The sequence below is a fragment of the Escherichia sp. E4742 genome (assembly GCF_005843885.1).
Classification (GTDB): domain Bacteria; phylum Pseudomonadota; class Gammaproteobacteria; order Enterobacterales; family Enterobacteriaceae; genus Escherichia.
The window spans coordinates 2,815,752-2,828,679 of the sequence record NZ_CP040443.1; the positions used below are offsets into that span (position 1 = coordinate 2,815,752).

A 12,928-nucleotide genomic window follows, 5' to 3' on the forward strand; every position below is an offset into this window, starting at 1 on the left:
AGGGGTTTAGGTTGTAACAAGGGACGTATTTGCACACAATAACCCCCGTGAATGGGTCTAAAGTAAAACATAAGTAATATTTTGGGTTTAGTCTGCTTTTTAATCCATATTGCTGGATTATTGTTAAGCCGTTTAACGGAGTTCCAGGGGCAGGAATAAAGGATATTCAGGAGAAAATGTGCGCTATATCCGACAGTTATGCTGTGTAAGCTTACTCTGCTTTAATGGTTCTGCCATCGCCGCGAATGTCCGTCTACAGGTGGAAGGGTTATCGGGACAGCTGGAAAAAAACGTTCGTGCACAGCTTTCTACGATTCAAAGTGATGAAGTGACGCCAGACCGACGCTTTCGCGCACGTGTTGATGATGCCATTCGGGAAGGTCTAAAAGCACTGGGCTATTACCAGCCAACAATTGAATTTGATCTCCAGCCACCGCCAAAGAAAGGACGGCAGGTGCTGGTTGCTAAAGTTACACCGGGTGTACCTGTGTTGATTGGCGGCACCGATGTAGTCTTGCGCGGCGGTGCGCGAACCGATAAAGACTATTTGAAGTTACTGGATACTCGCCCGGCTATAGGTACGGTGCTAAACCAGGGCGATTATGAAAATTTCAAAAAGTCCTTAACCAGTATTGCGCTGCGTAAAGGCTATTTCGATAGCGAATTTACCAAAGCTCAGTTAGGCATAGCGCTTGGCCTGCATAAAGCTTACTGGGATATTGATTACAACAGTGGCGAACGTTACCGCTTTGGGCATGTCACTTTTGAAGGTTCGCAAATTCGCGACGAGTACCTGCAAAACCTGGTACCGTTCAAAGAAGGCGATGAATACGAGTCAAAAGATCTGGCGGAACTGAACCGTCGCCTTTCCGCGACTGGCTGGTTTAATTCGGTGGTAGTGGCACCACAATTTGATAAAGCGCGCGAAACGAAAGTATTACCGTTGACGGGCGTCGTTTCGCCGCGCACGGAAAACACCATCGAAACCGGGGTCGGTTACTCTACGGACGTGGGACCGCGCGTGAAAGCGACGTGGAAAAAGCCGTGGATGAACTCATACGGTCACAGTCTGACAACCAGTACCAGTATTTCTGCGCCGGAACAGACCCTCGACTTCAGCTATAAAATGCCGCTGCTGAAGAATCCGTTGGAACAATATTATTTGGTGCAGGGCGGTTTTAAGCGTACTGACCTGAATGACACCGAATCGGATTCCACTACTCTGGTCGCTTCCCGGTACTGGGATCTTTCCAGTGGCTGGCAGCGCGCCATTAACCTACGCTGGAGTCTCGACCACTTTACTCAGGGTGAAATTACTAACACCACAATGCTGTTTTATCCAGGTGTGATGATTAGCCGGACGCGATCACGCGGCGGCCTGATGCCGACCTGGGGCGACTCGCAACGCTACTCTATCGACTATTCCAACACAGCCTGGGGATCGGATGTCGATTTCTCCGTTTTCCAGGCACAGAACGTCTGGATCCGCACACTGTACGATCGCCATCGCTTTGTTACGCGCGGCACGTTGGGCTGGATTGAAACCGGTGACTTCGACAAAGTACCGCCGGATCTGCGTTTCTTTGCCGGGGGCGACCGTAGCATTCGTGGCTATAAATACAAATCTATCGCCCCGAAATACGCCAATGGTGACCTGAAAGGGGCATCAAAACTGATAACCGGATCGCTGGAGTACCAGTACAACGTGACCGGAAAATGGTGGGGCGCGGTGTTTGTCGATAGCGGTGAAGCGGTGAGTGATATCCGCCGCAGCGACTTTAAAACCGGTACCGGGGTTGGCGTGCGCTGGGAATCGCCGGTCGGGCCGATCAAGCTCGATTTCGCCGTACCGGTCGCGGATAAAGACGAGCACGGGTTACAGTTTTACATCGGTCTGGGGCCAGAATTATGAGTTTATGGAAAAAAATCAGCCTCGGCGCGGTTATCGTCATCTTACTACTGCTGGGCTCGGTGGCATTTCTGGTCGGCACCACCAGCGGCCTGCATCTGGTATTTAAAGCGGCGGACCGCTGGGTGCCAGGGCTGGACATTGGCAAGGTCACTGGCGGCTGGCGCGACCTTACCCTGTCTGACGTTCGTTATGAGCAGCCAGGCGTGGCGGTAAAAGCGGGCAATCTGCATCTGGCCGTTGGGCTGGATTGTCTGTGGAACAGCAGCGTTTGTGTTAACGATCTGGCGCTGAAAGATATTCAGGTCAACATCGACAGCAAAAAAATGCCTCCTTCTGAGCAGGTTGAAGAAGAGGAAGATAGCGGGCCGCAGGATCTCTCCACGCCGTATCCCATCACCCTGACGCGCGTGGCGCTGGACAACGTCAACATCAAAATTGATGACACCACGGTGTCGGTGATGGACTTCACCTCCGGCCTGAACTGGCAGGAGAAAACCCTGACCCTAAAACCGACGTCGCTGAAAGGCCTGTTGATTGCTTTGCCGAAAGTGGCGGACGTGGCGCAGGAAGAAGTGGTCGAACCGAAAATTGAAAATCCGCAGCCTGATGAAAAACCGCTCGGCGAAACGCTGAAAGATCTCTTTTCTCGCCCGGTATTGCCGGAAATGACCGACGTGCATTTGCCGCTCAACCTGAACATTGAAGAGTTTAAAGGCGAGCAACTGCGCGTGACAGGCGACACGGATATCACCGTGAGCACCATGCTGCTGAAAGTGAGCAGCATCGACGGCAATACCAAACTGGATGCGCTGGATATTGACTCTAACCAGGGGATTGTCAATGCCAGCGGTACGGCACAACTGTCTAACAACTGGCCGGTGGATATCACCCTCAACAGCACTTTGAATGTGGAGCCGTTGAAAGGTGAAAAGGTGAAGCTGAAAGTGGGCGGCGCGCTGCGCGAACAACTGGAGATAGGCGTTAACCTTTCCGGTCCGGTGGATATGGATTTGCGCGCTCAGACGCGGCTGGCGGAAGCCGGACTGCCGCTCAACGTGGAAGTGAACAGCAAACAACTTTACTGGCCGTTCACTGGTGAGAAGCAATATCAGGCGGATGACCTGAAACTGAAACTCACCGGCAAAATGACCGATTACACGCTGTCTATGCGTACGGCGGTGAAAGGGCAGGAGATCCCGCCAGCGACCATTACCCTTGATGCGAAAGGCAATGAACAGCAGGTCAATCTCGATAAACTCACCGTTGTGGCGCTGGAAGGAAAAACCGAGCTGAAGGCGCTGCTCGACTGGCAGCAGGCCATTAGTTGGCGCGGCGAATTGACGTTCAACGGCATTAATACGGCGAAAGAGTTCCCTGACTGGCCATCGAAACTCAATGGTTTGATCAAAACGCGCGGTAGCCTGTACGGTGGCACATGGCAGATGGAAGTGCCGGAGTTGAAGCTGACCGGCAACGTCAAACAGAACAAAGTGAACGTTGAGGGAACGCTGAAAGGCAACAGTTATATGCAGTGGATGATCCCTGGTCTGCATCTGGAACTGGGGCCAAACAGTGCCGAAGTGAAAGGCGAGCTTGGGGTGAAAGATCTCAATCTTGACGCCACGATCAACGCGCCTGGTCTGGATAACGCGCTACCAGGACTTGGCGGTACAGCGAAAGGGCTGGTGAAAGTTCGCGGTACGGTGGAAGCGCCGCAGTTGCTGGCGGATATCACCGCGCGCGGCTTGCGCTGGCAGGAACTTTCTGTGTCGCAGGTTCGCGTGGAAGGCGACATCAAATCCACCGATCAGATTGCGGGTAAACTCGACGTGCGCGTTGAGCAAATCTCGCAACCGGATGTGAATATCAACCTTGTCACTCTGAATGCGAAAGGCAGCGAAAAGCAGCACGAGTTACAGTTGCGGATTCAGGGCGAACCGGTTTCCGGGCAGCTTAATCTGGCAGGTAGCTTTGATCGCAAAGAAGAACGCTGGAAGGGAACACTTAGCAATACGCGCTTCCAGACGCCGGTCGGACCGTGGTCGCTGACGCGTGATATCGCGCTGGACTACCGCAATCAGGAGCAAAAAATCAGCATTGGGCCACACTGCTGGCTTAACCCGAATGCGGAACTGTGCGTGCCGCAAACCATTGATGCCGGGGCTGAAGGGCGTGCGGTTGTGAATCTCAACCGCTTCGACCTGGCAATGCTGAAACCGTTTATGCCAGAAACCACTCAGGCAAGCGGTATCTTCACGGGTAAAGCGGACGTTGCCTGGGACACCACCAAAGAGGGGCTGCCGCAGGGTAGTATTACCCTTTCGGGGCGTAACGTGCAGGTGACGCAAACCGTCAACGATGCGGCGCTACCGGTGGCGTTTCAGACGCTGAACCTATCGGCAGAGCTGCGGAATAATCGCGCTGAGCTGGGCTGGACCATCCGTCTGACCAATAACGGCCAGTTTGATGGTCAGGTGCAGGTGACCGATCCACAAGGCCGCCGGAATCTTGGCGGCAACGTCAATATCCGCAATTTTAACCTCGCAATGGTGAACCCCATCTTTACGCGTGGTGAAAAAGCCGCGGGTATGGTGAGTGCTAATTTACGTCTGGGCGGTGATGTGCAAAGCCCGCAGCTGTTTGGTCAGCTACAGGTCACGGGTGTGGATATCGATGGCAACTTTATGCCGTTTGATATGCAGCCGAGCCAGCTTGCGGTCAACTTTAACGGTATGCGCTCGACGCTTGCGGGCACCGTGCGAACCCAGCAGGGGGACATTTACCTGAACGGCGATGCTGACTGGAGTCAGATTGAAAACTGGCGTGCGCGGGTGACGGCAAAAGGCAGTAAAGTACGGATCACCGTACCGCCGATGGTGCGTATGGATGTGTCGCCTGACATCGTATTCGAAGCCACACCAAGTCTGTTTACACTTGATGGTCGCGTTGACGTACCGTGGGCGCGTATTGTGGTGCACGATCTGCCAGAAAGTGCGGTGGGCGTTTCCAGCGATGTCGTGATGCTCAACGATAATCTGCAACCGGAAGAGCAGAAAACTGCGTCGATTCCGATTAACAGCAACCTGATTGTCCACGTTGGCAACAACGTTCGCATTGATGCCTTTGGCCTGAAAGCGCGGTTGACGGGCGATCTCAATGTCGTACAGGACAAACAGGGGCTGGGGCTGAACGGACAGATCAACATTCCGGAAGGTCGCTTCCATGCCTATGGCCAGGATCTGATCGTTCGCAAAGGCGAGTTGCTGTTCTCTGGTCCTCCGGATCAACCGTATCTTAATATCGAAGCCATTCGTAACCCGGATGCTACAGAAGACGACGTAATCGCCGGTGTTCGTGTCACCGGGCTGGCGGATGAGCCGAAAGCGGAGATCTTCTCTGACCCGGCGATGTCGCAACAGGCTGCGTTGTCTTACTTGTTGCGTGGACAAGGGCTGGAGAGCGATCAGAGTGACAGCGCGGCGATGACCTCGATGCTGATTGGTCTGGGGGTTGCGCAAAGTGGTCAGATTGTGGGTAAAATCGGCGAGACATTTGGCGTAAGTAATTTAGCGCTCGACACCGAGGGAGTAGGCGACTCCTCCCAGGTGGTGGTCAGCGGCTATGTATTACCAGGTCTACAAGTGAAATACGGCGTGGGGATATTTGACTCTATAGCAACACTCACGTTACGTTATCGCCTGATGCCAAAGCTATATCTGGAAGCCGTGTCTGGTGTAGATCAGGCACTGGATTTGCTCTATCAGTTCGAGTTTTAGCGATGCGAATATTTGTCTACGGCAGTTTACGTCACAAACAAGGCAACAGCCACTGGATGACCAATGCCCAGTTGCTGGGCGATTTCAGTATCGATAACTATCAACTGTATAGCCTGGGCCACTATCCAGGCGCAGTTCCGGGTAACGGAACGGTACACGGTGAAGTTTATCGTATTGACAACGCCACGCTGGCCGAACTTGATGCCTTGCGCACCAGGGGCGGTGAATACGCGCGCCAGTTGATTCAGACGCCGTACGGGAGTGCATGGATGTACGTTTATCAACGACCCGTCGATGGATTAACGCTGATTGAAAGCGGCGACTGGTTAGACAGGGATCAGTCATAATATAAACACGCCACCTTCGGGTGGCGTTGTTTTTTGCGATGCCCCTCGCAATCAGTTTTGTAACTTTCCCACCAGTTTCTTTTCTCTCCGAGTCGCTTTCCAGATCTGTTAACGCATAAAAATCTCTGCTGGTGTTCACAAATGCGCAGGGGTAAAACGTTTCCTGTAGCACCGTGAGTTATACTTTGTATAACTTAAGGAGGTGCAGATGCGTATTACCATAAAAAGATGGGGGAACAGTGCAGGTATGATCATTCCCAATATCGTAATGAAAGAACTTAACTTACAGCCGGGGCAGAGCGTGGAGGCGCAGGTGAGCAACAACCAACTGATTTTGACCCCCGTCTTGAAGCGCTACTCGCTTGAAGAACTGCTGGCGCAATGCGACATGAACGCACCGGAGCTTAGCGAGCAGGATGTCTGGGGTAAATCCACCCCTACGGGTGACGAAATATGGTAAAGCGAAGCGAATTTGAACGGGGAGACATTGTGCTGGTCGGCTTTGATCCAGCAAGCGGCCATGAACAGCAAGGTGCTGGCCGACCTGCGCTTGTACTCTCCGTTCAAGCCTTTAATCAACTGGGAATGACGTTGGTGGCACCCATTACTCAGGGCGGAAATTTTGCCCGTTATGCCGGATTTAGCGTTCCGTTACATTGCGAAGAAGGCGATGTGTATGGCGTGGTATTGGTGAATCAGGTGCGAATGATGGATTTACGCGCCCGCCAGGCAAAGCGTATTGGTCTGGCTGCGGACGAGGTGGTGGAAGAAGCGTTATTACGTTTGCAGGCGGTGGTGGAATAAAGGTTTATTTATTGCGGGCATAAAAAAACCCTTACTAACCGAAGCCCGGCGTTCAGGGTTATTGCGCTATACTCGTCATACTTCAAGTTGCATGTGCTGCGACTGCGTTCATTCACCCCAGTCACTTACTTCTGTAAGCTCCTGGGGATTCACTCACTTGTCGCCTTCCTGCAAGTTGAATTATTTAGAGTATATAAGAACTTATTTATTCTTTGCGCGCTCGAAGGAAGCAACGATTTCAGCTTTAGCGGCTTCAGCGTTTTCCCAACCTTCAACTTTCACCCACTTGCCTTTTTCGAGGTCTTTGTAGTGCTCGAAGAAGTGAGCGATCTGAGCTTTCAGCAGCTCCGGCAGATCGTTAACGTCTTTGATGTGATCGTATTCTTTGCTCAGTTTGGTGTGCGGAACAGCAACCAGTTTCGCATCTTCACCAGCTTCGTCGGTCATTTTCAGAACGCCAACCGGACGGCAACGGATCACAGAACCCGGCTGCAGCGGGTACGGAGTCGGGACCAGAACGTCAACCGGGTCACCGTCCAGAGACAGAGTGTGGTTGATATAGCCGTAGTTGCACGGATAGAACATCGCGGTGGACATGAAGCGGTCAACGAACAGTGCGCCGCTCTCTTTGTCGATTTCGTATTTGATCGGATCAGCGTTAGCCGGGATTTCGATAACAACGTAGATGTCTTCCGGCAGATCTTTACCCGCAGGGACGTTGAGTAAGCTCATGTCTGTTTCCTTTAAAATATGTGGCAAACAAGTGCCGAGTATTATAGCCAACTCGCGCCGAATGTCTTCGCTTGTTTTCGCCCTCATTTTCCTTTTTCGCCAGTTTTAAGACGGTTCGCAGAGCTGGAAAATCCATAACCGTAGCCGCATTTTTCATAGTGATATGAAAGCGATTACAAACTTGTGATTAACGATGTATTTACTTTTTTGAAGTGTGATGTAACGCAATCTGTTACAGAACCAATTGTCTATAGTTTTTTCGCGAACATCTTTTCACCAATAATAATCACCCCGACGAGGACAACCCTATGTGGAAACGCTTACTTGTAGTCTCTGCAGTCTCGGCAGCCATGTCGTCTATGGCGTTGGCCGCTCCTTTAACCGTAGGATTTTCGCAGGTCGGATCCGAATCCGGCTGGCGCGCAGCAGAAACTAATGTGGCGAAAAGTGAGGCCGAAAAACGCGGTATCACACTGAAAATTGCCGATGGTCAGCAAAAGCAGGAAAACCAGATTAAAGCAGTGCGTTCCTTTGTCGCGCAGGGGGTAGATGCCATCTTTATCGCCCCGGTGGTTGCAACGGGTTGGGAACCTGTTTTGAAAGAAGCAAAGGAAGCCGAAATTCCGGTCTTTTTGCTTGACCGTTCCATCGACGTAAAAGACAAATCTCTCTATATGACCACCGTCACCGCCGACAACATCCTCGAAGGCAAGTTGATCGGTGACTGGCTGGTCAAAGAGGTCAATGGCAAACCGTGTAATGTGGTTGAGTTGCAGGGCACTGTTGGGGCAAGTGTTGCCATTGACCGTAAGAAAGGCTTTGCCGAAGCCATTAAGAATGCGCCAAATATCAAAATCATCCGCTCGCAGTCCGGTGACTTCACCCGTAGTAAAGGCAAAGAAGTCATGGAGAGCTTTATCAAAGCGGAAAACAACGGCAAAAACATCTGCATGGTTTACGCCCATAACGACGACATGGTGATTGGCGCAATTCAGGCAATTAAAGAAGCGGGCCTGAAACCGGGCAAAGATATCCTGACAGGCTCTATCGACGGCGTGCCGGACATCTACAAAGCGATGATTGATGGCGAAGCAAACGCCAGCGTTGAACTGACGCCAAACATGGCGGGACCCGCCTTTGACGCGCTGGAGAAATATAAAAAAGACGGCACCATGCCTGAAAAGCTGACGCTGACCAAGTCCACCCTTTACCTGCCTGATACCGCAAAAGAAGAGTTAGAGAAGAAGAAAAACATGGGGTATTGAGACGTATCAGGCATCAATGCCTGATTCCGACTCGTAGGCCGGATAAGGCGTTTACGCCGCATCCGGCAGTTGTGCGCTGATGCCTGATGCGACGCTGGCGCGTCTTATCATGCCTACGAGCTCGATGCGCAGTGTAGGCCGGATAAGGCGTTTACGCCGCATCCGGCGGTTGTGCACTGGTGCCTGATGCGACGCTGGCGCGTCTTATCAGGCCTGCGAGCTCGATGCGCTGTGTAGGCCGGATAAGGCGTTTACGCCGCATCCGGCGGTTGTGCACTGGTGCCTGATGCGACGCTGGCGCGTCTTATCATGCCTGCGAGCTCGATGCGCTGTGTAGGCCGAATAAGGCGTTTACGCCGCATCCGGCAGTTGTGCACTGGCGCCTGATGCGACGCTGGCGCGTCTTATCATGCCTACGAGCTCGATGCGCAGTGTAGGCCGGATAAGGCGTTTACGCCGCATCCGGCGGTTGTGCACTGGCGCCTGATGCGACGCTGGCGCGTCTTATCAAGCCTGGCGGGAGCACGCTTTACTTCGGGGGAAACCATGACGACCGACCAACACCAGGAAATCCTCCGCACCGAAGGATTAAGCAAATTTTTCCCTGGCGTCAAAGCGCTAGATAACGTTGATTTCAGCCTGCGCCGTGGTGAAATCATGGCGCTACTCGGTGAAAACGGAGCCGGTAAATCGACGTTAATCAAAGCACTTACCGGCGTTTACCATGCCGATCGCGGCACCATCTGGCTGGAAGGTCAGGTTATTTCACCGAAAAACACCGCCCACGCACAGCAGCTCGGCATCGGCACTGTCTATCAGGAAGTTAACCTGCTACCCAATATGTCGGTCGCTGATAATCTATTCATAGGCCGCGAACCTAAGCGTTTCGGCTTGCTACGACGTAAAGAGATGGAAAAGCGCGCCACCGAACTGATGGCATCTTACGGTTTCTCACTCGACGTGCGTGAACCGCTCAACCGCTTTTCAGTCGCGATGCAGCAAATCGTCGCCATTTGTCGGGCCATCGATCTCTCCGCCAAAGTGCTAATCCTCGATGAACCCACCGCCAGTCTCGACACTCAGGAAGTAGAGTTGCTGTTTGGCCTGATGCGCCAGCTGCGCGATCGCGGCGTCAGCCTGATCTTCGTTACTCACTTTCTCGATCAGGTCTATCAGGTCAGCGATCGGATCACCGTCTTACGCAACGGCAGCTTTGTTGGCTGTCGGGAAACCCGCGAGCTACCGCAGATCGAACTGGTGAAAATGATGCTGGGGCGTGAGTTGGATACTCATGCGCTACAGCGTGCTGGAAGAACATTGCTTAGTGACAATCCTGTTGCAGCGTTTAAAGATTACGGCAAGAAAGGAACGATCGCGCCGTTTGATCTGGAAGTACGCCCCGGCGAGATCGTCGGGCTGGCAGGTCTGCTGGGATCAGGGCGGACAGAAACCGCTGAAGTGATCTTCGGCATCAAACCAGCCGATAGCGGCACGGCGCTGATCAAAGGCAAACCGCAAACCCTGCGATCACCACATCAGGCTTCGGTACTGGGCATCGGCTTTTGCCCGGAAGACAGGAAAACCGATGGCATCATCGCCGCCGCCTCGGTGCGGGAAAATATCATCCTCGCTCTCCAGGCCCAGCGCGGCTGGCTACGGCCGATTTCCCGTAAAGAACAGCAAGAGATTGCCGAACGCTTTATCCGTCAGCTAGGCATTCGTACTCCTTCCAGCGAACAACCGATTGAATTTCTCTCCGGCGGCAATCAGCAAAAAGTTCTGCTCTCACGCTGGCTGCTGACTCGTCCGCAATTTCTGATCCTCGATGAGCCAACGCGTGGCATTGACGTTGGCGCCCATGCCGAGATCATTCGCCTGATTGAAACGTTGTGCGCTGACGGTCTGGCGCTGCTGGTGATCTCCTCCGAACTGGAAGAACTGGTGGGTTATGCCGATCGGGTGATTATCATGCGCGATCGCAAACAGGTGGCGGAGATCCCGCTGGCAGAGCTTTCCGTTCCGGCGATCATGAACGCCATTGCGGCGTAAGGAGAACAGTGTGATGCCTCAATCTCTCCCGGACACCGCGTCGTCGAAAAAGCGCTTTCGCTGGCCGACGGGGATGCCGCAGTTGGTGGCGCTATTGTTGGTGCTGGTGGTCGATAGCCTGGTGGCCCCGCATTTTTGGCAGGTGGTGCTTCAGGATGGGCGTTTGTTCGGTAGCCCTATCGACATTCTTAATCGCGCCGCCCCGGTTGCGTTACTGGCGATTGGCATGACGCTGGTGATCGCTACGGGTGGGATTGATCTCTCCGTAGGGGCGGTGATGGCCATCGCCGGAGCCACAACGGCTGCGATGACGGTCGCGGGGTTCAGCCTGCCAATTGTTTTGTTAAGCGCCCTGGGTACCGGCATTCTGGCTGGATTGTGGAACGGCATACTGGTGGCGATCCTCAAAATTCAGCCGTTTGTTGCCACCCTGATCCTGATGGTCGCCGGACGTGGTGTTGCGCAATTGATCACCTCCGGTCAGATCGTCACGTTCAACTCGCCGGATCTCTCATGGTTCGGCAGCGGATCGCTATTGTTCCTGCCAACGCCGGTCATTATCGCTGTGCTGACGCTTCTCTTCTTCTGGCTGTTGACCCGCAAAACAGCGCTGGGGATGTTTATTGAAGCCGTTGGCATCAACATTCGTGCGGCAAAAAATGCCGGAGTCAACACACGAATCATCGTCATGCTCACCTACGTATTGAGCGGGCTGTGTGCGGCGATTGCAGGCATTATCGTGGCGGCGGATATTCGCGGTGCCGATGCCAATAACGCCGGGTTATGGCTGGAGCTGGATGCCATTCTTGCGGTGGTCATCGGTGGCGGATCGCTGATGGGCGGGCGCTTTAACCTGCTGCTCTCAGTTGTGGGGGCGCTGATTATTCAGGGAATGAACACCGGAATTTTACTTTCGGGATTCCCGCCGGAGATGAACCAGGTGGTAAAAGCGGTGGTCGTGCTTTGCGTGCTGATTGTCCAGTCGCAACGCTTTATCAGTCTGATTAAAGGAGTGCGTAGCCGTGATAAAACGTAACTTGCCACTGATGATCACCATCGGCGTCTTTGTGCTGGGCTATCTCTACTGCCTGACGCAGTTTCCCGGCTTTGCTTCCACGCGTGTGATCTGCAATATCCTGACCGATAATGCCTTTCTTGGCATCATCGCCGTCGGCATGACCTTTGTGATCCTCTCCGGCGGGATCGATCTCTCCGTCGGTTCGGTGATCGCCTTTACCGGCGTGTTTCTGGCAAAAGTGATTGGCGATTTCGGCCTCTCGCCGCTGCTGGCGTTTCCACTGGTGCTGGTGATGGGCTGTGCCTTCGGCGCATTTATGGGGCTTTTGATCGACGCGCTGAAGATCCCGGCATTCATCATTACCCTTGCGGGAATGTTCTTTTTGCGCGGTGTCAGCTATCTCGTTTCGGAAGAGTCGATCCCGATAAACCATCCAATTTATGACACGCTTTCAAGCCTGGCGTGGAAAATCCCCGGCGGTGGTCGCTTAAGCGCGATGGGGCTGCTGATGCTGGCGGTGGTGGTTATCGGCATATTCCTCGCGCATCGTACGCGTTTTGGTAATCAGGTATACGCCATTGGCGGCAACGCGACTTCAGCAAACCTGATGGGAATTTCTACTCGCAGCACTACTATTCGCATTTATATGCTCTCCACCGGGTTGGCGACCCTGGCGGGGATTGTTTTCTCTATTTACACCCAGGCCGGATACGCGCTGGCAGGCGTAGGTGTGGAACTGGACGCTATCGCGTCGGTGGTGATTGGCGGTACACTTTTAAGCGGCGGTGTTGGGACAGTATTAGGGACGCTTTTTGGCGTGGCGATTCAGGGACTCATTCAGACTTACATAAACTTTGACGGCACGCTGAGTTCATGGTGGACGAAAATCGCCATTGGCATTTTGCTGTTTATTTTTATTGCGTTACAGCGTGGGTTAACGGTGCTGTGGGAGAATCGACAGAGTTCGCCAGTAATAAGAGTGAGTCCGGAAAATACAATAAAAGAGTAAATCTACTGATATATAA

Annotated in this window: 10 protein-coding genes; 9 read left to right on the plus strand and 1 reads right to left on the minus strand. The window is 53.2% G+C overall.

All coding sequences use genetic code 11. The features are described from left to right. The first annotated feature begins 178 nt into the window (after window positions 1–178). From tamA to chpB, 5 genes are all read left to right on the plus strand, one after another. Window positions 179–1,912 (plus strand): autotransporter assembly complex protein TamA, encoded by a 1,734-nt coding sequence (tamA, locus tag FEM44_RS13800; protein WP_135523669.1) that lies wholly within the window; start codon window positions 179–181, stop codon window positions 1,910–1,912. Beyond that, the gene (gene tamB, locus FEM44_RS13805; protein WP_135523670.1) at window positions 1,909–5,688 is read left to right on the plus strand and encodes an autotransporter assembly complex protein TamB; all 3,780 of its coding nucleotides are present in this window, start codon (window positions 1,909–1,911) and stop codon (window positions 5,686–5,688) included. Before tamA ends, tamB begins: the two co-directional genes overlap by 4 nt. A gap of 2 nt (window positions 5,689–5,690) precedes the next feature. Further along, the gene (locus tag FEM44_RS13810; RefSeq protein ID WP_130206055.1) at window positions 5,691–6,035 is read left to right on the plus strand and encodes a gamma-glutamylcyclotransferase family protein; all 345 of its coding nucleotides are present in this window, start codon (window positions 5,691–5,693) and stop codon (window positions 6,033–6,035) included. Window positions 6,036–6,243: 208 nt separating this feature from the next. Continuing rightward, window positions 6,244–6,495, plus strand: a complete 252-nt coding sequence (locus tag FEM44_RS13815) for an AbrB/MazE/SpoVT family DNA-binding domain-containing protein (RefSeq protein ID WP_135523671.1) — start codon at window positions 6,244–6,246, stop codon at window positions 6,493–6,495. Next, entirely contained in the window at window positions 6,489–6,839 is a 351-nt protein-coding gene (gene chpB / locus FEM44_RS13820; protein WP_130237516.1) for an endoribonuclease toxin ChpB, read from the plus strand. Before FEM44_RS13815 ends, chpB begins: the two co-directional genes overlap by 7 nt. Window positions 6,840–7,040: 201 nt before the next feature. Here chpB and ppa read toward each other — a convergent pair whose 3' ends face one another. Beyond that, window positions 7,041–7,571, minus strand: coding sequence for an inorganic diphosphatase (gene ppa / locus FEM44_RS13830; RefSeq protein WP_064525871.1), 531 nt, complete (start codon window positions 7,569–7,571; stop codon window positions 7,041–7,043). A 308-nt stretch (window positions 7,572–7,879) separates the two neighbouring features. On the opposite strand from ppa, the gene ytfQ reads away from it, so the two are divergent. The 4 genes from ytfQ to yjfF all read left to right on the plus strand — a co-directional run bounded on the left by ytfQ (window position 7,880) and on the right by yjfF (window position 12,912). Further along, window positions 7,880–8,836, plus strand: a complete 957-nt coding sequence (gene ytfQ / locus FEM44_RS13835) for a galactofuranose ABC transporter substrate-binding protein YtfQ (RefSeq protein WP_064525873.1) — start codon at window positions 7,880–7,882, stop codon at window positions 8,834–8,836. A gap of 546 nt (window positions 8,837–9,382) precedes the next feature. Continuing rightward, window positions 9,383–10,885 (plus strand): galactofuranose ABC transporter, ATP-binding protein YtfR, encoded by a 1,503-nt coding sequence (gene ytfR / locus FEM44_RS13840; RefSeq protein ID WP_135385106.1) that lies wholly within the window; start codon window positions 9,383–9,385, stop codon window positions 10,883–10,885. A gap of 13 nt (window positions 10,886–10,898) precedes the next feature. Beyond that, window positions 10,899–11,921, plus strand: a complete 1,023-nt coding sequence (gene ytfT / locus FEM44_RS13845) for a galactofuranose ABC transporter, ATP-binding protein YtfT (protein ID WP_130206106.1) — start codon at window positions 10,899–10,901, stop codon at window positions 11,919–11,921. Next, on the plus strand, window positions 11,908–12,912 hold the full coding sequence (gene yjfF, locus FEM44_RS13850) for a galactofuranose ABC transporter, permease protein YjfF (protein ID WP_064530198.1): 1,005 nt from the start codon (window positions 11,908–11,910) through the stop codon (window positions 12,910–12,912). The genes ytfT and yjfF overlap by 14 nt, the downstream gene beginning before the upstream one ends. The last annotated feature ends 16 nt before the right edge of the window (window positions 12,913–12,928 follow it).

Excerpts from the sequence above, each read along its gene's own strand:
- FEM44_RS13815 (WP_135523671.1), top strand. The coding sequence starts at position 6,244 with ATGCGTATTACCATAAAAAGATGGGGGAACAGTGCAGGTATGATCATT.
- chpB (WP_130237516.1), top strand. The coding sequence starts at position 6,489 with ATGGTAAAGCGAAGCGAATTTGAACGGGGAGACATTGTGCTGGTCGGC.
- ytfQ (WP_064525873.1), top strand. The coding sequence starts at position 7,880 with ATGTGGAAACGCTTACTTGTAGTCTCTGCAGTCTCGGCAGCCATGTCG.
- ppa (WP_064525871.1), bottom strand. The coding sequence starts at position 7,571 with ATGAGCTTACTCAACGTCCCTGCGGGTAAAGATCTGCCGGAAGACATC.
- ytfR (WP_135385106.1), top strand. The coding sequence starts at position 9,383 with ATGACGACCGACCAACACCAGGAAATCCTCCGCACCGAAGGATTAAGC.
- ytfT (WP_130206106.1), top strand. The coding sequence starts at position 10,899 with ATGCCTCAATCTCTCCCGGACACCGCGTCGTCGAAAAAGCGCTTTCGC.
- FEM44_RS13810 (WP_130206055.1), top strand. The coding sequence starts at position 5,691 with ATGCGAATATTTGTCTACGGCAGTTTACGTCACAAACAAGGCAACAGC.
- tamB (WP_135523670.1), top strand. The coding sequence starts at position 1,909 with ATGAGTTTATGGAAAAAAATCAGCCTCGGCGCGGTTATCGTCATCTTA.